General features: G+C 58.7%; 17 protein-coding genes. 3 read left to right on the top strand and 14 right to left on the bottom strand.

Annotated features, from left to right (window positions below; translation table 11 throughout):
* Window positions 1–35: 35 nt before the first annotated feature.
* The 14 genes from HK44_RS03020 to HK44_RS03085 form a co-directional block, all read right to left on the bottom strand.
* Entirely contained in the window at window positions 36–248 is a 213-nt protein-coding gene (locus HK44_RS03020) for an AlpA family transcriptional regulator (protein ID WP_019689287.1), read from the bottom strand.
* A gap of 440 nt (window positions 249–688) precedes the next feature.
* Window positions 689–1,633 carry a LysR family transcriptional regulator gene (locus tag HK44_RS03025; RefSeq protein ID WP_019689288.1) on the bottom strand — a complete coding sequence of 315 codons (945 nt, stop codon included), beginning with the start codon at window positions 1,631–1,633 and terminating at the stop codon, window positions 689–691.
* Window positions 1,634–2,344: 711 nt separating this feature from the next.
* The gene (locus tag HK44_RS03030; RefSeq protein ID WP_024264721.1) at window positions 2,345–3,628 is read right to left on the bottom strand and encodes an acetyl-CoA hydrolase/transferase family protein; all 1,284 of its coding nucleotides are present in this window, start codon (window positions 3,626–3,628) and stop codon (window positions 2,345–2,347) included.
* Window positions 3,629–3,728: 100 nt separating this feature from the next.
* On the bottom strand, window positions 3,729–4,007 hold the full coding sequence (catC, locus tag HK44_RS03035; protein WP_019689290.1) for a muconolactone Delta-isomerase: 279 nt from the start codon (window positions 4,005–4,007) through the stop codon (window positions 3,729–3,731).
* Between the two features lie 5 nt (window positions 4,008–4,012).
* Window positions 4,013–5,326 (bottom strand): MFS transporter, encoded by a 1,314-nt coding sequence (locus HK44_RS03040; protein WP_019689291.1) that lies wholly within the window; start codon window positions 5,324–5,326, stop codon window positions 4,013–4,015.
* Between the two features lie 134 nt (window positions 5,327–5,460).
* Window positions 5,461–6,336 (bottom strand): acyl-CoA thioesterase, encoded by an 876-nt coding sequence (locus HK44_RS03045; protein ID WP_019689292.1) that lies wholly within the window; start codon window positions 6,334–6,336, stop codon window positions 5,461–5,463.
* A complete protein-coding gene (locus HK44_RS03050) occupies window positions 6,333–7,055 on the bottom strand; it encodes a 3-oxoacid CoA-transferase subunit B (protein ID WP_019689293.1) in 723 nt (240 codons plus the stop codon). The genes HK44_RS03045 and HK44_RS03050 overlap by 4 nt, the downstream gene beginning before the upstream one ends.
* Window positions 7,052–7,756: a 3-oxoacid CoA-transferase subunit A gene (locus HK44_RS03055; RefSeq protein WP_019689294.1), complete on the bottom strand. Its 705-nt coding sequence runs from the start codon at window positions 7,754–7,756 to the stop codon at window positions 7,052–7,054. The genes HK44_RS03050 and HK44_RS03055 overlap by 4 nt, the downstream gene beginning before the upstream one ends.
* Before the next feature lie 205 nt (window positions 7,757–7,961).
* A complete protein-coding gene (locus tag HK44_RS03060; protein WP_019689295.1) occupies window positions 7,962–8,663 on the bottom strand; it encodes an SDR family oxidoreductase in 702 nt (233 codons plus the stop codon).
* A 21-nt stretch (window positions 8,664–8,684) separates the two neighbouring features.
* Window positions 8,685–9,737, bottom strand: coding sequence for a cyclase family protein (locus HK44_RS03065; protein ID WP_019689296.1), 1,053 nt, complete (start codon window positions 9,735–9,737; stop codon window positions 8,685–8,687).
* Between the two features lie 124 nt (window positions 9,738–9,861).
* Window positions 9,862–10,785, bottom strand: a complete 924-nt coding sequence (locus HK44_RS03070; protein WP_019689297.1) for a LysR substrate-binding domain-containing protein — start codon at window positions 10,783–10,785, stop codon at window positions 9,862–9,864.
* Between the two features lie 91 nt (window positions 10,786–10,876).
* Window positions 10,877–11,767 carry an MBL fold metallo-hydrolase gene (locus HK44_RS03075; RefSeq protein ID WP_019689298.1) on the bottom strand — a complete coding sequence of 297 codons (891 nt, stop codon included), beginning with the start codon at window positions 11,765–11,767 and terminating at the stop codon, window positions 10,877–10,879.
* Window positions 11,768–11,801: 34 nt separating this feature from the next.
* Window positions 11,802–12,662, bottom strand: a complete 861-nt coding sequence (locus tag HK44_RS03080; protein WP_019689299.1) for an alpha/beta fold hydrolase — start codon at window positions 12,660–12,662, stop codon at window positions 11,802–11,804.
* 13 nt (window positions 12,663–12,675) lie between these two features.
* Window positions 12,676–13,872 (bottom strand): acetyl-CoA C-acetyltransferase, encoded by a 1,197-nt coding sequence (locus tag HK44_RS03085; protein WP_019689300.1) that lies wholly within the window; start codon window positions 13,870–13,872, stop codon window positions 12,676–12,678.
* A gap of 267 nt (window positions 13,873–14,139) precedes the next feature.
* On the opposite strand from HK44_RS03085, the gene HK44_RS03090 reads away from it, so the two are divergent.
* The 3 genes from HK44_RS03090 to HK44_RS03100 all read left to right on the top strand — a co-directional run bounded on the left by HK44_RS03090 (window position 14,140) and on the right by HK44_RS03100 (window position 17,097).
* Entirely contained in the window at window positions 14,140–15,378 is a 1,239-nt protein-coding gene (locus HK44_RS03090) for an OprD family porin (protein ID WP_019689301.1), read from the top strand.
* A 184-nt stretch (window positions 15,379–15,562) separates the two neighbouring features.
* Window positions 15,563–15,949, top strand: a complete 387-nt coding sequence (locus HK44_RS03095) for a Zn-ribbon domain-containing OB-fold protein (protein ID WP_019689302.1) — start codon at window positions 15,563–15,565, stop codon at window positions 15,947–15,949.
* A complete protein-coding gene (locus tag HK44_RS03100) occupies window positions 15,946–17,097 on the top strand; it encodes a thiolase (RefSeq protein ID WP_019689303.1) in 1,152 nt (383 codons plus the stop codon). The genes HK44_RS03095 and HK44_RS03100 overlap by 4 nt, the downstream gene beginning before the upstream one ends.
* The last annotated feature ends 60 nt before the right edge of the window (window positions 17,098–17,157 follow it).

Raw genomic sequence — 17,157 nt, forward strand, 5'->3', positions numbered from 1 at the left:
GCGTGCTCCTCTTTGGCAAGGAATGGGGAGCTCAGTCAGGCGCGTTCTTTAAGACGGTCAGTGATCCACTGGTCGATCTCAGCGGAGTCCCAGCCAACGGCACGGACGCCAAGTTTTATGGCTTTGGGGAATTGTCCCGCCTTCATGAGGCTGTAAAGATAGGCACGCTTGAAGCCTGTCTTGGCCTCGACTTCAGGCCGGCGGAGAATGCGTCGCTCCGCAATCGGAGCCGAGTTCTGTTCAGACATAATGGTCACTCCTTAATGCTCAGTGGCACGTGTTGGGCGTGACCCGTATTGAATCGATGTCACCCCTGACGCACATCAAACAATAGGATTGTGCTGACCATCGTATTCATGCTTCGTCATTGAAGCTAAGGCTGCGAGGCGAAGCATTGCGGCCAACGCTATCCGTGGAGCTGACACTATTAAAAGGTTCAGCGTCTTGATAAATAGTCCGTCGGGCGTTGGCTCGTTGTTCAATTTAGTAGCAACCGAGTACGGCATTTTTTGTCATCTAGGCGACAAAAAAAGTCGGTCATTAATGGCGGGGTGCGATTGACAAGCGCTACAAGCTCCAGCGCTTGTGCATGAGCAGGCGCCCCCAACTGAATTCAATGGTTATCCCCTTTATCTCGCGACGATGAAGGGGATATTTGAGACTTGCGCCAGACGAAAATATATGGAACTTAATGTGAGAGCCCAGTGCTGAGCATGGAGTGATCATCGTCACTCATGGTCATGCTGCCCCCGATGTGTTGCGCTCTTTTAATGACGCGTTCCAGCTCTGCTGAAATTGGCCTCTCCGGTACAACGATGAATGTTGCCGTGTCGGGGATATCGTCGATAACCGGCCGAACAATTACATCAGGGTGGTTGTAAATGGAAAGCTGCGATTCCAACCCGATACCAATGCCATAGCCCGCGGCGACCAGCATCATCATTGGCTCATGACCAGAAACATGTTCAGCAATGTTGGGAGAGGGCAGCGAGTCGTCCTCAAACCAATGATTAATGACGTTGTGTCCTCCGGCGCAACGTTCAGGATGGCAAAGAATCAAGGGGTAGCGGAGTGCTTCCCCAAGAGGCACTTTATCCAGGGAAAGCAGCGGATGGTGAGTGGGAATAGCAATCGCAGGGCGTTCGGCCCACACCCTTAACTTTCTGAAGCCATTGGTGGCTACTGTGTTGTCTACAGTGAAACCCGCATCTATCTCGTCGTGTAAGAGCGCTTTGTGCATCTCGTTGACGGTCATTTCAACGATCCGAATCTCGGTGGCAGGTTCCTCCTCACGGCATCGAGCCAGTAGCTGGGTTAGCCGAGGCTGAGCCAGGCTATCGGCGATGGCTATACGTACCCTGCCGCGATAGCCCAGGGAGGCCGATTGCACTCGTGTCAGGGCGTTATCCATGAAGGCAAGGACGCGGCGCGCCTCTTCACGGAAAATCTCCCCTGGCCAAGTCAGCTGTATACGCCCCTTGGTGCGATGGAGCAGTCGGACACCGAGATAGGACTCAAGATCTCTTATGGCTCTGGACAATGGGGAAGGTTCAATGTGAACTCTGGCCGCCGCACGAGCAAAGCTTTGTTCTTCAGCGACGATCAGGAAATAGCGCAGGTGACGTATCCTCATGGTGCATCTTCCTTTTTGCTTGTTGACATGCTCTTTGACCGCGAGCAGTGCGCTGTTATTCGCGCACTGGTAGTGGTTTTGGTGAGCTGCTGTGTGATGCAGTCCACAAGTTGTGACGCAGCCGAAATTGACACGCCGCAATCGTGTGACTGCTTCCTGAACTGAAGTGTTGATCCTACCGGCGTCGCTGCGTGACCCTGCAGTTGCGACAGGTGCTCGATCGGAGGGGCGGGCCGCCGCCGTGCGCGTTGGTGCTTTGCCGAGCGCAGATCGCTGCTGGCAATCGCCGAGACGTTGCGTTACGAGCGGGGCTGGGATGAGGGATGAGGGATGAGGGCTGGACTGTCATGGCGCCCTTACATGCACTGCCGGCTTCACTTTGGTGGTCGTCAGAAAATAAAATCGCATCATTGCAAATCAAGAGGTTACGGTCTGCGAGTCATTTAGGAATAAAGGAAAGCCGCATTAGTTTTTAAAGAACGTGCCGGCGCGGCCCGTGATCACTCTGAAACCATAGGAAAAAGCCTTGCGGGCAATACACACACAAGCTCCACTTGGCTGTAGATGCGCATGGCTTGCCTGTGGCGCTCCATCGATTGCGTCAGCAATGATCTGCAACTGCGTTACCCTGATATGTCCCGAGCCACTCCCGCATGGGCCTCTCTCGATCAGAGAATATGCGAAAATTTTTAACAGGCAGCTGGATTTTGCCTACTTCCTCTTAGCAGTCGCGCTTCCAGCGGCGCCCTTATCGAGTTGAGCCTGGAGTGCAGCCCTATGTTCGGGATGGGCGATTTCCAGCAATTTTGTGGTTCGCTGATTCAGAGTCATACCGCGCAGATCTGCTATGCCGTACTCGGTGACGACAATGACCGCGTCGCTACGTGCAATGGTTGCCGGTCCGTTTAACCTCGTCACGATTCTGCTGTGGCGGCCTGCGGTAGAGGGCAGGGCGATGATGGGCAATCCGCCTTTTGAGCGCCGTGAGCCGCGGATAAAGTCGACCGCTCCGCCGATGGCGCCGACGTAGCTGCCCGCGGCCGACTCCGAATTGACCTGACCGGTCAGGTCGACTTCGACGGCTGAGTTGATCGCTACCAGTTTGTCGATGCTCTCCAGGATGTGCGCATCATGGGTGTAGCGAGTCGAGCGTAATTGAATCGACGGGTTGTGGTGAGCATAGTCATGCAGCAGGCTGGTACCCATGAGAATGCCACCGATGCTGATGCCTCGGTCGATCGTCTTGCGCTGGTTGGTAATCGCACCGCTGAGCATCAGACGTGCTACACCGTCGCCAAGGCTGCCTGAATGCACGCCCAAATGGCGATGGTCGCCTAGTGCACTCAAGACGGCGTCGGGAATGGCGCCGATGCCCATTTGCAGGGTGGCGCCATCTTCGATCAGTCCGGCGATATGCTTGGCGATGCGCTGATCGCTTTCCCGGACTTGGCTGAGCGGATTTTCCATGGGCGCCCGATCGGTGAACAGGATGGCGTCCAAATCATCGTCGCCCAGGGGCCGGTCACTGTAGGTCCATGGCGCTTGAGCATTGACTTCTGCGATCACCAGGCGAGCGCTGTCGAGTGCCGGCAGCAAATACTCGCTGGCCAGGCTCAGGCTGTAGCGACCCTCGGCATTGGCGGGCGCCAGTTGCAGCATCAACACATCGATACGCAAAGCGCCACTGCTGATCAGGTCCGGTAGTTCGGAGTAGTGGCTGGGCATGATCTGCAGCAACCCGGCATTAGCCAACTCGCGGTTGGCCCCCGCGCCGCAATAAGCAATGAAATCCACGTGATCGGTGTGCTCGGGTGTACAGGTCGGGCTGTTGGCGATGCCTAACATCACCCGGAACCTGCCGATCTTTTGCCGCTGGGCCATCAATGCCTGGGTCAAAGGCAAGGGCTCGGCGTTGGCCTGACCCCACATCACCGTGTCGCCAGGTTGAATCAGTGCGGCCAGGTCCAGCGATTCGAGGTGCAAGAGCTGTGGCATCAGGGCGTTCTCGGCGACAGTCAGCCGCAGCTGCTGGTTGGGCAGCCGAAGCTTCAAAAAAAGGGATGGGGAAACGGCGGCGCGAAGGCCGCCGTGGTCTTTAGACGATTGAGGAAGGGTGCTTGGCCAGCGGTGTGACCTGGATGGTCATATACGGGAACAGTGGCAGGCTGGACAGCAGCTGATGCAGTTCGTCGTTGCTGGCCACGTCGAGGATGCTGATGTTCGAATATTGCCCGACTATTCGCCACAGGTGCGGCCATTTGCCCGCCTCCTGAAGCTCGGTCGCGCGTTTCTTCTCGGCAATTTTGATCGCCTCCACGGTGTCGGCAGGGATATCGCGAGGAATGTTTACGTCCATCTTTACGTGATAAAGCATGGGTTCTACTCCGATTGGATTTTACTGTTGATCAATGGATGGTCGGCAACCGGGGCATCGTGATCGTCCGGGTTGTGACCCAAATGGGCGTCGACATCTTCCAGGCGCACACCGCGGGTCTCTGGCAGCAGCAACACGGCGATGATTGCCAAGGCGTAGGCCACCAGGCAAAAGCCACCGATCGCTTGCGCCAAGCCAAAACGCTCAGACAGAACCCCGACTCCAGCGATGGACAACGCACCCAGGGATTTACCCAGGTTGTAGGAAAAGCCCATGCAGGTGGTGCGTATGTGGGTAGGGAACAGCTCGCTCAAGAAGGGGCCGACGACGGCGAAGATGCCCGTGGCGAAGGCGCCGACAGGAAAGCTCATCAGCATCAACACGGTGGGGCTCATCGGCACGAGCATATAAACCACGGTGAAAATCCATGCGCCCAGGCAGAAGAGCAGCAGCGCAGGTCGACGACCGAAGCGATCGCTGAGATACGCTGTGAGTACGAAGCCGGCGAACGCACCGGCGCACATGATCAGCATCGTAATGACGACTGGACCTGGCTTCAGCCCGCGAACCTGCACCATCAGCGTCGGCAGCCACGCCATGATGGTGTAGGCGGCGGCCTGTAGACCCGTCACTAACAGGGCGCCTAACAGGGTCAGTCGGATCACGGAAGGGCGGAAAGCGGAGAGGATCGAGGCCTTCTCGTTATTTGCGGCCTTGGCTTCCTTGAAAATTTCGGCGTCCTTGACGTTGCGGCGGATGAACAGCACGAACGTGGCCGGAATGACCCCCACCCAAAATGCGACACGCCACGCCATCTCCGGTGGCAGGTAAGCGAGTAGAGCGGTCATCACCACCGCAGACAGTGCCCAGCCCACCGAGAACCCGCTCTGTACGAAGCCTAAAGCCTTGCCGCGATGCTCGGGACGAATGACCTCGGCCATCAGCGCGGCACCCACGGCCCACTCACCGCCGAAGCCCAGGCCTTGCAGGGTACGCACCACCAGCATTTGTTCGAAGGATTGAGTAAAACCTGCCAGCACGCCGAAGAGCGTGAACCAGCAGATGGTGAAAATCAGAATCCGCACCCGACCGTAGCGGTCGCTGAGGATACCCGCGGCCCAACCGCCCAGTGCGGCAGAGAGCAGCGCGGCGGTGCCCAGAATACCGGCCTCGCCCTTGGATATCTGCCAGACCGCCATAAGGGTCGGCAACAGAAAGCTGAACATCTGGGCGTCGTAGGTATCGAGCGCCCAGCCGGAAAAACATGCCCAGAACGTTTTGCGTTCTTGTGAGGAGCCGGTTTTGTACCATTCGAACATATCGCCGTCCTTCTTGTTATTGGACTTTTTATTGGAGGGTCCTTGGGCTTGCGAGGCCGTGATCCAGAATGCCGCAGTGACCGGGTGGCGCCCATTTGCCTTTGCAAAACCCAGCCTTGCAGCCTGACTAAAGCTCAGGCATCGCGTGGTGAAATCAATAAATCCTGAGCCACGCTGGCGACCAGTCGACCGTCTCGCTGGTAGATGTGAGTCATGCTCAGCCCTCGACCGGACAGGCTGCGCACTGCATCGTTGACGAACAGTAACCACTCATTGACGTCGATCTCCAGGCTGTGAAACCACAGCGTGTGGTTGAGGTTGCTGATGTAATGGTTTTGCCAGAGATCAAGCATCCCTTGTCCGGGTGCCAGGCTGGCGTTCAGCCAGCCGTCAGACAGGTACGCCAGCGCCGCATGGTGCAGGCAGCCTTCGGCCGCAAGCGGCTGGTTCAAGCGCACCCAGTAAGCGATGTCTCGTCGGTCAGCGGGGCGCTCGAAATGATCCTGATGAATCGGCCGGATATCGAGTACCGGCCGGGCACTGAAACGCAGTTGCACGGCCTCGCTGTCCAGCGGGTAACGCTCGGCTAATTCAGCCAGGGTCGGCAGGCTTTCCGGCGCAGGCATTTGTTGTTGCAGTTGGTGTGGATCGCCGGGTTCGGACTGTGCTACTTGAAAGCTGGCGTTGGCGCTGAGCACCAGGCCTGTGCCCTGGACACCATAGACGTGGCGGGTGGAAAGACGCCGCCCGTCTTGCAGCGCCTCGACGCTGTATTCGATCGTGTCTTTTGGACGCGCACCCTGCAAAAACGTCATTTGCAGCATGCTGGGGCTGCGTCCGTTCACCGTCTGCGCCGCCGCCCACAACGCTTGCCCCAGCAACTGACCGCCATAGACCCGGCCGTTGGCATTGGTGTCATAGGCATAGCTGCGCCAGTTTTGCTGGCCCGCCGGTTCCAGGGTCAGCAGTTCGGTGAGATCGCGTTGGTCCCAACGGCGCTCGCTGTTCATATGCTTAGGGGCGCTAGAGCGCTGTGGGTCGATGACTTTTGCAGGGTCGAGGAGTCATCGCGCAGGGTCACCGCGCTGAAGTCCAGCGGCACTTGCGTCACGTCCTGCAAGGCCTGCGGTGTGATGTCACCGATCAACTCGAGCACTTTTACGCCGGTGGCGGTGATATCCATCGTTGCCAGTTCGGTGTAAACACGGCTCACGCAACCCAGCCCGGTCAAAGGATAGGTGCACGCTGGCAGTAACTTACTACGACCGTCTTTGCCCAGATGCTCCATCATGACGAAGACCCGCTTGGCGCCGATGGCCAGGTCCATCGCGCCACCCACAGCCGGAATCGCATCCGCAGCGCCGGTGTGCCAGTTGGCCAGATCGCCTGTGGCCGACACTTGGAATGCGCCCAGTACGCAGACGTCCAGGTGCCCACCGCGCATCATCCCGAAGGAGTCGGCATGGTGGAAAAAAGCGCCGCCCGGGGCGAGTTCGATGGGTTCTTTACCCGCGTTGATCATGTCCCAGTCTTCTTCGCCAGGCGCGGCGGCTTGCCAGCGGCCCAGCACGCCATTTTCACTGTGCAGGAAGAAGTCTTTATCCAGCGGCAGATGGTTTGCTACCAAGGTCGGCAAGCCAATTCCGAGGTTGACATAAGAGCCTTCGGTGATGTCTCGGGCGACTCGTTGCGCCATGGCAATACGTACATTCTTGTCCATACCAATCATCCCGCTCGATTTAGACGTGTCGCTGGTTCGCCGGCCGGGTCGCGGCGCAACACCAGGTGCTTGACGAAGATCCCCGGCGTCACGATGGTCTCGGGGTCCAATTCGCCCAGCTCGCAGAAGCGCTCGATGGAGGCAATCGTGTTTTTTGCCGCCATGGCCATGACCGGGCCGAAGTTGCGCGCCGTCTTGCGATACACCAGGTTGCCCCAACGATCACCGGCCTCGGCCTTGATCAAGGCGTAATCGACGTGGATCGGATACTCAAGAACATAATCGCGGCCTTTGATGGTGCGGGTTTCCTTACCTTCGGCCAGCGACGTGCCGAAGCCTGTGGGTGTAAAGAACGCGCCGACACCGACGCCAGCAGCGCGCAAGCGTTCGGCCAAATTGCCTTGAGGCACGATCTCCAGCTCGATCTTGCCCGCCCGATACAGGGTTTCGAAAACGTGTGAGCCGGTCATGCGGGGATAGGAACAGAGAATCCGACGGACCCTGCCAGCCTTGAGCAGTGCCGCCAGGCCGGTATCGCCCTGGCCGGCGTTATTGCTGACGAGCGTAAGGTCGCGAGCGCCTTGCTCGATCAGCGCCTCAATCAAGTCATCGGGCATGCCCGCACCGCCGAAACCGCCCACGGCGATGGTGGCCCCGTCGGGAATACCAGCCAGAGCCGCCTGTACGCTGGTGGAAAGTTTGTCGATCATGGATGTGGTCCTTGTTTTGAGATCTTCCACCGTTATCGTCCAGCGTCGGGATAAAGGCGGGATACAGGCAGACGAGGCGTCGGGTGCGTGGCCCGGATGCTTCGACTGCCTGATTTGATCAGCTTGCCCAACGTAGCCAGTAGTCACAATTTCGGTCTTCGGAAGGCTTGATTAACCGGTGATTAACAGCCGTTCGATGAGGGCTTTAAACACCTGCCACGCCGACCGTCATTCCACCGCAGACGTACAGCACTTGACCGGTGACAAAGCCACTTCGGGCGTCTAGAAAAAATGCGGCAGCCTGGGCAATATCGTCCGGGATGCCTAAGCGCTTGACTGGAATCGAATCGATGATGGCCTGAGTACGAGGGCTGTCCGGTGGATTGGCCCGCTCAAACAATTCAGTACGGATTGGGCCAGGACCGATGGCGTTGGCCGTGATACCAAAGCGGCCCAACTCCAGCGACCAGACCCGCGTCATACCCAACAATCCTGCCTTGGTAGCGGCATAGGCGCTGCGTAGCTCTTTGCCCAAGGCCGCGCGTGACGACATGTTGAGAATGCGCCCGAAGCCAGCCTCTTTCATGCCGGGCAACAGGGCTTGCATGCATTGCAGCGAGCAGCGCAGGTTGAGCGCCCAGACTTGCTCCAGCTCCTCAAGGCTTTGCTCTTGCGCGTTGTTGGGGCAGACCATGCCGACGTTGTTGACCAGTCGGGTGATAGGCCCGCCGGCAAGCGCTTTTTCTAATGCCTGCGCAGTGGCTTTAACATTGCCAAGGTCAGCAAGAAGGCCATCTCCGATACGGTCGATAATCACCGGTTCGAAGCCGTCTTTAATGCAGCGCTCAACAATCGCTGCGCCAATACCTGAGGCGCCGCCTGTAATCAGTACTCGTTCTCTGGACATAGGTGTGTTCCTTGAGTAGCTCTAGACTGTTGCGACAGGATTCAACGGTGCACCCACGGCTCCCGGCAGGCGCAAGGGTGGGGCGGTCAGCAGAAAACGATTGCGCTGGTGGGCGCGTAGCCATTTGGCCAGAGGCGTGAGGTGCCACAGTTCGCCCAGGTGAATACCCAGCTTGAACAGGCAGTGGTGATGCAACGGCATGACTGAGCAACAGCCATCGCCATGCCCATTGGGAAAGATTTCCACCGAGTAATTGTCGGCAGCGATAGCGACCAATCCGCTGTCAGTGATCCATTGCAGCAGACGCTGGTCATTACCGTCGAGTACCGCTGCGAGCGAGTCCAGGACCTGGGTGTCCGGTTGCTTGTTCATCCCAAGCACCGCTTCGGCGTAACCGGTGTGCAGGCAGACAATATCGCCAGGTTCGACCTTCACCTGGTCGGCATCGAGCACGTACATCAATTCGTCATAGCCAATATGGGTACGGGCATCGCCGTAGTGATGGTGCAGGTCGATCATCACGCCGCGGCCTTGCACGCAGGTTTCGGCCATGCGTTCGATGCCCAGGGCGTGGGCGCACGAGGTGCTGTGCGCAGAAATTTCGCCCTCAAAGCCGCAATCGGCGATATCGCTGGGGCCGACGACATCAATGCCCGCTGCATAGCCATTGTAATAAAGCGGCTCAGCCACTCCGTCGCCGTTGGCGTCGAACAGGGCGCCAACGTGAGAGAGGGCGTCCCACTGGGTGGAATACTGCAAATGCAGAATGGCCAGATCGTCGCTCAGCACGTCGGGGCGGCCCGCCTGGATGCGGTCGTACTGATAATTCATGTTGACCCCGCCTTTACGCAGCAAGGGACGCAGAATCGGTGGCCGGCGATTGACGTTCATGGCGTTGCCGCCCGGGTAGTCCAGTGGCAGGCTCATGCAGAAAGCCAGGCCTTCGCGGACCTCGGCGATGCCTTGCAGAACCTTGTCAGCGGTGAGCAGGTTGAGTCGGCCCTTCTGATCGTCGGGGCCAAAATCCCCCCAATTTGAGCCTTCGGGACGATGTTTCCAACGGTGATGGGTCATGGGGACTTCCTTTTTATTGTAAGTCGCAGGCGGCCGTCAGCCGCCCATGGGCTTTGAGCCTCCTTCTCTCAGGCTCGCGTAGCACGGGCAATCTGGTGTTCTGTAGCGTGGCATCAAGCGCTGTTCACTCTGCTGGGGCAGCACTGTCCGAGGCGTGGCACCAGTCGACCAGGCTGTTGGCGAAATCTCGGGCGAACGACGAAAGCCCGTCAAAATCCTGCGCGCAGAGCTGGAAGGTACGGACCGCCCACGGATCGAGCAGGGCGCACGACCCTATGTTTTGTTGGCCCTTGAGTCGGGTGAATCCGGCCTGGGGCACGATGGCAATTCCGGCACCGGCTTCGACCATCCGGAAAATCGCATCGGAGCTCGCCACCTGCACGCGAATCGTCAATGGCGTGTGCAGCGCAGCGGCGGCCCGACTGAGGAATACGTGAATCGCGCTGCCTTCGAGCAATGAAACGAAGGCGTATTGCAGGGCCTCTTTAAAAAACACCTCGCTGTTGGCCAGTATTGGGTGCCCGAGGGGGGCGATGACCATCAGACGGCTGGACACCAGCGGCACGCTTTGCAGCCCGTCGGTGACCACGCTGCCAGACACGATTCCAAGGTCGGCACCGCCATCGCGAATGCTGCGCACAATGTCGTCGCTGAGGCGCTCGCGCATGTCGATGTGCACGTCTGGATGGGTCTTCAGATACTCGCCCACGACAGGCGGCAAGTATTCGGTGATGGCCGTGGTATTGGCCAGCAACCGCAACTGGCCCTTAAGGCCAATGGCATATTCCTGCAGGTCACCTGTGAGCAATGCCAACTGCGCGAGGATCACTCGCGCATGTTGCAGATAGGTCTTGCCCGCGTTGGTCAGCGTCACGCCCTGAGGTGAGCGTTCGAGCAGGCGCATGCCAAGGTTGTCTTCAAGGTTTTTGATGCGATTGCTGGTCGCGGGCACCGAGAGAAACGAACGCTCGGCGCCTCGCGTCAGGCTGCTGGTTTCCGCAATGTTGATGAACAGGCGGAAGTCAGTGATATCAAAATGGGTCGCCATTATTTTTCTACTTCTTGGTCATAGATGACCCAAGGTAGTGGCAGCCGCCATCGTCTGTCCATACATGAACGGCAGCGCCTGGTCCGCCGATTTACCACTGCGCCGGCTCAAAGAGAAAGCCATCGCCCTGGCGCCGGATATAGCCGCAATGTGGCTCGCCAAAGTGCACCGGCATAATCAGTGCTTCCCGATCAGCGGCGCGGTTGAGGAACTCCATTCGCGTATTGCGGGCAGTGTCTTCCCAGATGCAATAACCAGAATTCACGTCTGGACGCACTATCTGTATAGGGCTGTGCAAAATGTCGCCACAGAACAGACCTTCCTCACCGCGAGAGCGCACACGGAACGCCACTTGCCCAGGACTGTGACCGGGAGCAGGCTCGACCACCAGGCAATCGGCGATTTCCTGTGGCGACTCCATCATCACCCCAAGCCCTTCGTCGATGATTGGCATGACGCTGTCAAAGAACGAATCGCCGAACACGTCGATGACGCCAGGCTCCTTATTCTTGCCTTCCTTGCAGAACACGAAGTCTTCCTTGGGGATGTAGTAACGGGCGTTGGGGAAGGTCGGTACCCAGCGTCCGTCTTGCCATGTGGTGTTCCAGCCGACGTGATCGGCGTGCAGGTGCGTCAATACGACATGGGTTACTTTTTCCGGAGCCGCACCCGCAGCGGTCATCCATTCGCGCACCAGGGTATTAAGCATGTTCATCCGGGGGATGCCCGCACGCGGCTTGAAGTTTCCGACACCGGTGTCAACGACGATGATGTTGTTACCGGCGTGGACCACCCAGAACTGGATGGTCACGATCAATTTGTTCATGTGTGGCACCCAGTGATTAGGGGCCATCAATTGTTGGTGCTCTTCGAGCACGCTGCGGTCGATAGAGGGGAACAGGAAGGCGGGATCGTGGGTCGGCCCTGCGTATTCCAGGATCCGGGTGACTTTGATATCGCCGATCATGCGGGATTGCATCATGGTGAGTTTTCCTCTTTTCTCTTATAAGGCTCAGCTAGGCAGCGTGCCCGCTGACGGCGACCCGATGTTCAGGTTTGGCCATGAAAGCGTTGTAAATCTCGACGCCAGTACGGCCCTCAAGAATGTAGTGCTCAAGCAGGGTGCTTACCCAGCGCGGGCTCTGCACCGGCATGAAATGCCCCGAGGCAACCTGTAGCGCTTCGATGTGGTTGGCGAAACCCGCGAGCCGATTGATTTCTGCGGGCGGGCGCAAGCCGTCATATTCGCCTGCGACCAGCAGTGTATGGCGTGGTAAGCGCGGCAGGTCGCCCTCAAGCTCCATGCGCGCAAGCATCGCGAAGATAGCGGCGAAGCTGTGTGGGTCTGCGCTCAACCAGCGAAGGTTGAAGCGTTCGAATGCAGCAGCGTCTGTTCGCAAAGGCGCGGGCCAGGTCTTGTCCAGCAGCGCCGGGATCAGTGTTTTCAAACCTTCGTGGCGAATCGTGTTGGCGCGTTCCAGGGTGGCCTCGCGGGCCGTGGGCGCCACTCCACAGGCAGGCGCCAGTCCAATCAGGTGGCTGACCCGCTGCGGATAAAGAGCCGCGAAACGAATGGCAATGGCAGCGCCCACCGCGACACCGGCCAATGCCAACGGACCCTCGATCTGCAGCGTGTCCAACAATGCAGCGAGATCGTGGATGTGTGCATCGAGATCGATTTCGCCGACGATTTTTTCTGAAAGTCCTGAGCCGCGCACGTCATAGCGCAGTGTCTGGAGCTTCCCTTGGAGGAGGGTGCACACCGGGTCCCAGCTTTCCAGGGTGCCGCCCATTTCATGAATTAATACCAGTGCCGGCCCTGTCTTCGGGCTCAGTTCATAGCGCAGTACCTGGTTGTTTACCTTCACCCAGTTCATGTCTGTGCCTCGCTCAGACGCGCTCGAAGATCGCGGCCATACCCTGGCCGCCGCCGATGCACATGGTTTCCAGACCATAACGCACATCGCGTCGGCGCATTTCATGGAGCAGGGTGGTCATGATGCGCAGGCCGGTGGCGCCAATCGGATGCCCTAAAGAAATACCTGAACCGTTGACATTGACTCGCTCGATATCCTGGATGTCCCAGGCGCGCAAGACCGCCAGCGCCTGTGCGGCAAATGCTTCGTTGACCTCGATCAGGCCCATGTCGGCCAGGCTCAGACCTGTGCGTTGCAGCAGTTTGGCGACAGCGGGAACCGGGCCGATACCCATGCGTGCCGGGTCACAACCCGCTGAGGACCAGTCCACCAGCCGAGCGATCGGTTGCAGGTTATGACGTGCTGCGTATTCGCGGGACACCACCAGGCAACTGGCAGCGGCATCATTTTGCTGACTGGAGTTGCCCGCTGTGCAAATCCCATCGGGCAATAGTGTACGCAGGCTTGCCATGGTTTCCAGGCTGGCATCCGCGCGGATGCCTTCGTCCATGCTCACGCGTTCGCTTGCGCCACGTTTGCGCGGCACGTCAAGGGCAATGACCTCGTCAGCAAACCTTCCTTCCTTCCACGCCGTTGCGGCATTCAAGTGGCTGCGAACGGCGAAGCGGTCTGCTTCTTCACGAGAAATATGGTAATCGCGGGCCAGGTTTTCAGCGGTCTCTGGCATGCCCGAGATGCGACCAAAACGCGTCTCGGGCTGTGAACGCTCACGGCCTCGTTCCAGGCGGTCGTGCATTTTCGCACTGCCGGCGCGCGCGCCCCAGCGCATGTCGTTGCTGTAGTACTCAATGTTGCTCATGCTCTCGACGCCGATGACCATGACCGCTTCGGCGTGGCCTGTCTGGATGCGCATCGCTGCATCGGCGATGGCCTGCAGGCCCGAACCGCAGCGCCGGTCTAGCGTGTAACCCGGCACCTCGATGGGCAAGTCGGCCAGCAGTGCGGCATAACGGCCCATGCAGGGCGCCTCACTGTTGGCGTAAGACTGGGAAACGATGACTTCATCCAGTGTGTCAGGGGCAATGTTCAGGCGACTCACCAGGGTACGAATCACGGTAGCCGCGAGCTGGTCAGCCGTCAGCGAGGCGAGTGCGCCACCAAATTTGCCGATGGGCGTTCTCAGGGGCGACACGATCAAAGCGTCTTTCATCACGCAGGTACCTTTTATTCTGGGCGTGTGCGACAGGTTCAAACCAGCATGGCGGTGGTTGGCCTGACAAACAATTTCGTTTAGCAAAAGGCTGCGTTTCGTACTGCTTAACCACAGCTCTTTGTGGGAATGGATGTTTTCCTCTGCGCAAGTGCCGCTTAAGCAAATGCCAATACCCAAGCTGTAACGGGCTGCCCATGCTGGCTTCGCCCTGAGCGTCCGACGCCGTGGCGACCCAATAAAAACAATTATCGGAAACCACCCCCCATGCAGAAGCTTCCCTTGGCGCACGCGTGTGTGCTTACTGGCCTTGCGCCAATCCTGGCCTTTCCTTGCATCGCTCAAGCTGACTTTCTAGGTGACAGCAGCGCCACCCTCGGTCTGCGCAACTTTTACTTCAACCGTGATTTTCGCCAGGACAATGCGGCCCAGTCCAAGCGCGAAGAGTGGGCGCAAGGTTTCATGTTCAACGCTAAATCTGGCTACACCGAAGGCCCGATTGGCTTCGGCTTAGACCTATATGCCGCACTAGGGGTGAAACTGGATTCATCCGACGCCCGCGCAGGCACCGGTTTGCTGCCTAATACATTTGGTGACGCTGGGCCGGGTGAGTACAGCGATCTGTCGGGAGTGTTCAAGGCCAAAGTGTCGAAAACCGAGCTTAAAGTCGGTGGCTTGATGCCTAAGTCTCCCGTCGTGTTGTCCAGTGATGCGCGGCTGTTGCCACCGCTTTTCAATGGTGTCGCCCTGACGTCCACCGACGTGGATAACCTGATGATTGATGTCGGGCAATTTCGCAGCGTCAACTATCGTAACTCCAGTGGTAACCACGATGACCTGAGGACGGCTAACTATTCGGCCAGCAGTGATCGTTTCGATTACGCCGGTGCGGCCTATACGTTCGGTCCGCAGTTGACTGCCTCCTTTTGGCGGGCGGAGCTGGAGAATGTCTACCAGCAGAACTACTACGGCCTGCTGGCTACTCAGACCCTTGGGCGCTGGACGTTGGGTGGTAACCTGGGTTACTTCGATTCCTCTGAGGTGGGAGCCCAGCGGGCAGGAAAGATCGACAGTGGGCTGACGTCGCTGCTGTTGTCGGCCAATCTGGGTGGGCATACCTGGCGGGTCGGCTACCAGGACAACCGTGGCCATTCAGCGCTTCCCTTCTTGCAGGATGCAGACCCGAACGTCGCAAACGTGGTGCAGATCCTCGACTTCACCCGTGCCCAAGAGCGCTCATGGCAAGCTCGCTACGATGTGAACATGGCTGCCTTTGGCGTGCCTGGGCTGACCTTTCTCGCGCGCTATTTGCGAGGTGACGGGTTCGAGGTGGCGGGTAGCAGCGCCCAAGAGTGGGAGCGCGACCTGGACGTGAGCTACATCGTCCAGAGTGGACCGTTGAAAAACGTCGGGGTGCGCTGGCGCAACGCCATGGTGCGTTCCGATGCGCTGGGAGGCCTGGACGAAAATCGGTTGATCCTGTCGTACACCTATACGTTCAAATGACTGAATTGAGTGCGCTGCACTGAAACCGTTAACGGTAGGGCTTAAGGGTGAATGCTGTTTACCACTCAGGTTGCCTTCATCAATGGCCCTGCCAGTCAACGGGCAAAAATAAGCGTGAACCGCTTCCACCGTTCGCCCAGGGCCGCAATGCGCACCTGAATCAATAAACACAGCAGGAGGATTCATGAGCGAAGCACCAGTCAACGTCCCGACGGGGCCGCAAGCAGAGTATCAGGCGTTCCTCGATGAGGGGCGATTCATGCTGCAGTTGAGCCCGAGTACAGGCCGTTACGTGTTTTACCCACGCGTCCTGGTGCCGGGCAGTGGTGAAACCGATCTGCAATGGGTCCCGGCCAGTGGCCTGGGCACGTTATATGCGATCACCGTCAACCGTTCCCGTGACGGCGTCTACAACATCGCCTTGGTTGACCTTGATGAAGGCCCGCGCATGATGTCGCGGATTGTCGACTGCGAAACCGCACCGATTGGCTGTCGCTTGCAGGCGCAGATTGCCGAACTCGATGGGGTCAAGGCCGTGGTGTTTCGGCGGATAGGTCAGGTGCAGCCATGAGCGGCTCGCTGCGGGGGCAAACCGCCATAATCGGTATCGGCCAGGCCGGCGTCGGCATTGCCACTGGCTACAGTGCCCTCGAGCTGCTCGGGCAGGCCACGATCAACGCGTTGAAGGACGCCGGGGTACAGCTTTCTGACGTCGACGGGTTATTTGCGGCCAGCAGTTCCCATGCATTCCCGACGTTATCCGTGGCGGAATACCTGGGCATTCGCCCGACGTTTTTTGACGGCACCAATGTGGGCGGTTCGAGTTTCCAGATGCACCTGCTGCAAGCGTCACTGGCCTTGCAAGCGGGTCTTTGCAATGTCGCGCTGATTTGCTACGGCTCCAACCAGAGCAGCGCTGGCAAGCGATTGGTCTCGATGAGCGAGGCGCAGTGGCACGAAACACCGTATCGGCCGCGTCACCCCATCTCGGCTTATGCCTTGGCGGCAAGCCGGCACATGCATCAATACGGGACGACTCGCGAAATGCTCGCGCAGGTCGCTGTGTCGGCGCGTCATTGGGCCAACCTTAATCCGCAGGCATGCGCCCGTGGCCCATTGAGCATCGATCAGGTGATGAGCGCCCGAATGCTCAGCGACCCCTTGAGCACCGCCGATTGCTGCCTGGTCACCGACGGTGGCGGGGCCTGCGTTATGGTTCGCGCTGAGCGGGCAGGGGATGCGCCGAACAGCCCCGCTTATTTCCTGGGTGCGGCCGGTGCGCAATGGCATCGCTCCATTGTCGCCATGCCCGACCTGACCGTCACCGCAGCGTCTGAAAGCGGCCCCCGAGCAATGCAAATGGCCCGCATTAGCCACGCGGATGTCGACCTGGTGATGCTGTACGACGCGTTCACCATCAATACCCTCCTGTTTCTCGAAGACCTCGGCTTTTGCCCTAAGGGTGAAGGCGGTCGGTTCGTGCAAGACGGCCGTATCGCTCCCGGCGGTGAGCTGGCCGTCAACACCAATGGCGGTGGGCTGTCCTGCATGCATCCGGGCATGTACGGCATGTTTTTAATCATCGAGGCGGTCCAGCAGATCCGCGGTGGTGCAGGTGAGCGGCAATTGCCTGATGTCGACATTGCCCTGTTGCATGGCAATGGGGGGACGTTGTCCAGCCAGGTGACAGCCATTCTGGGCAGCGCCGCGACGCTCTGATCTCTGCGAATAATCAATAATGCCGGTTCTTACCTGCGCTCTTCATTCGCGACAAAATCT

This window comes from Pseudomonas fluorescens HK44 (genome assembly GCF_000217955.3).
In the GTDB taxonomy this organism is placed as follows: Bacteria; Pseudomonadota; Gammaproteobacteria; order Pseudomonadales; family Pseudomonadaceae; genus Aquipseudomonas; species Aquipseudomonas fluorescens_AQ.

Excerpts from the sequence above, each read along its gene's own strand:
- HK44_RS03020 (WP_019689287.1), bottom strand. The coding sequence starts at position 248 with ATGTCTGAACAGAACTCGGCTCCGATTGCGGAGCGACGCATTCTCCGC.
- HK44_RS03025 (WP_019689288.1), bottom strand. The coding sequence starts at position 1,633 with ATGAGGATACGTCACCTGCGCTATTTCCTGATCGTCGCTGAAGAACAA.
- HK44_RS03030 (WP_024264721.1), bottom strand. The coding sequence starts at position 3,628 with ATGCCACAGCTCTTGCACCTCGAATCGCTGGACCTGGCCGCACTGATT.
- catC (WP_019689290.1), bottom strand. The coding sequence starts at position 4,007 with ATGCTTTATCACGTAAAGATGGACGTAAACATTCCTCGCGATATCCCT.
- HK44_RS03040 (WP_019689291.1), bottom strand. The coding sequence starts at position 5,326 with ATGTTCGAATGGTACAAAACCGGCTCCTCACAAGAACGCAAAACGTTC.
- HK44_RS03045 (WP_019689292.1), bottom strand. The coding sequence starts at position 6,336 with ATGAACAGCGAGCGCCGTTGGGACCAACGCGATCTCACCGAACTGCTG.
- HK44_RS03050 (WP_019689293.1), bottom strand. The coding sequence starts at position 7,055 with ATGATTGGTATGGACAAGAATGTACGTATTGCCATGGCGCAACGAGTC.
- HK44_RS03055 (WP_019689294.1), bottom strand. The coding sequence starts at position 7,756 with ATGATCGACAAACTTTCCACCAGCGTACAGGCGGCTCTGGCTGGTATT.
- HK44_RS03060 (WP_019689295.1), bottom strand. The coding sequence starts at position 8,663 with ATGTCCAGAGAACGAGTACTGATTACAGGCGGCGCCTCAGGTATTGGC.
- HK44_RS03065 (WP_019689296.1), bottom strand. The coding sequence starts at position 9,737 with ATGACCCATCACCGTTGGAAACATCGTCCCGAAGGCTCAAATTGGGGG.
- HK44_RS03070 (WP_019689297.1), bottom strand. The coding sequence starts at position 10,785 with ATGGCGACCCATTTTGATATCACTGACTTCCGCCTGTTCATCAACATT.
- HK44_RS03075 (WP_019689298.1), bottom strand. The coding sequence starts at position 11,767 with ATGATGCAATCCCGCATGATCGGCGATATCAAAGTCACCCGGATCCTG.
- HK44_RS03080 (WP_019689299.1), bottom strand. The coding sequence starts at position 12,662 with ATGAACTGGGTGAAGGTAAACAACCAGGTACTGCGCTATGAACTGAGC.
- HK44_RS03085 (WP_019689300.1), bottom strand. The coding sequence starts at position 13,872 with ATGAAAGACGCTTTGATCGTGTCGCCCCTGAGAACGCCCATCGGCAAA.
- HK44_RS03090 (WP_019689301.1), top strand. The coding sequence starts at position 14,140 with ATGCAGAAGCTTCCCTTGGCGCACGCGTGTGTGCTTACTGGCCTTGCG.
- HK44_RS03095 (WP_019689302.1), top strand. The coding sequence starts at position 15,563 with ATGAGCGAAGCACCAGTCAACGTCCCGACGGGGCCGCAAGCAGAGTAT.
- HK44_RS03100 (WP_019689303.1), top strand. The coding sequence starts at position 15,946 with ATGAGCGGCTCGCTGCGGGGGCAAACCGCCATAATCGGTATCGGCCAG.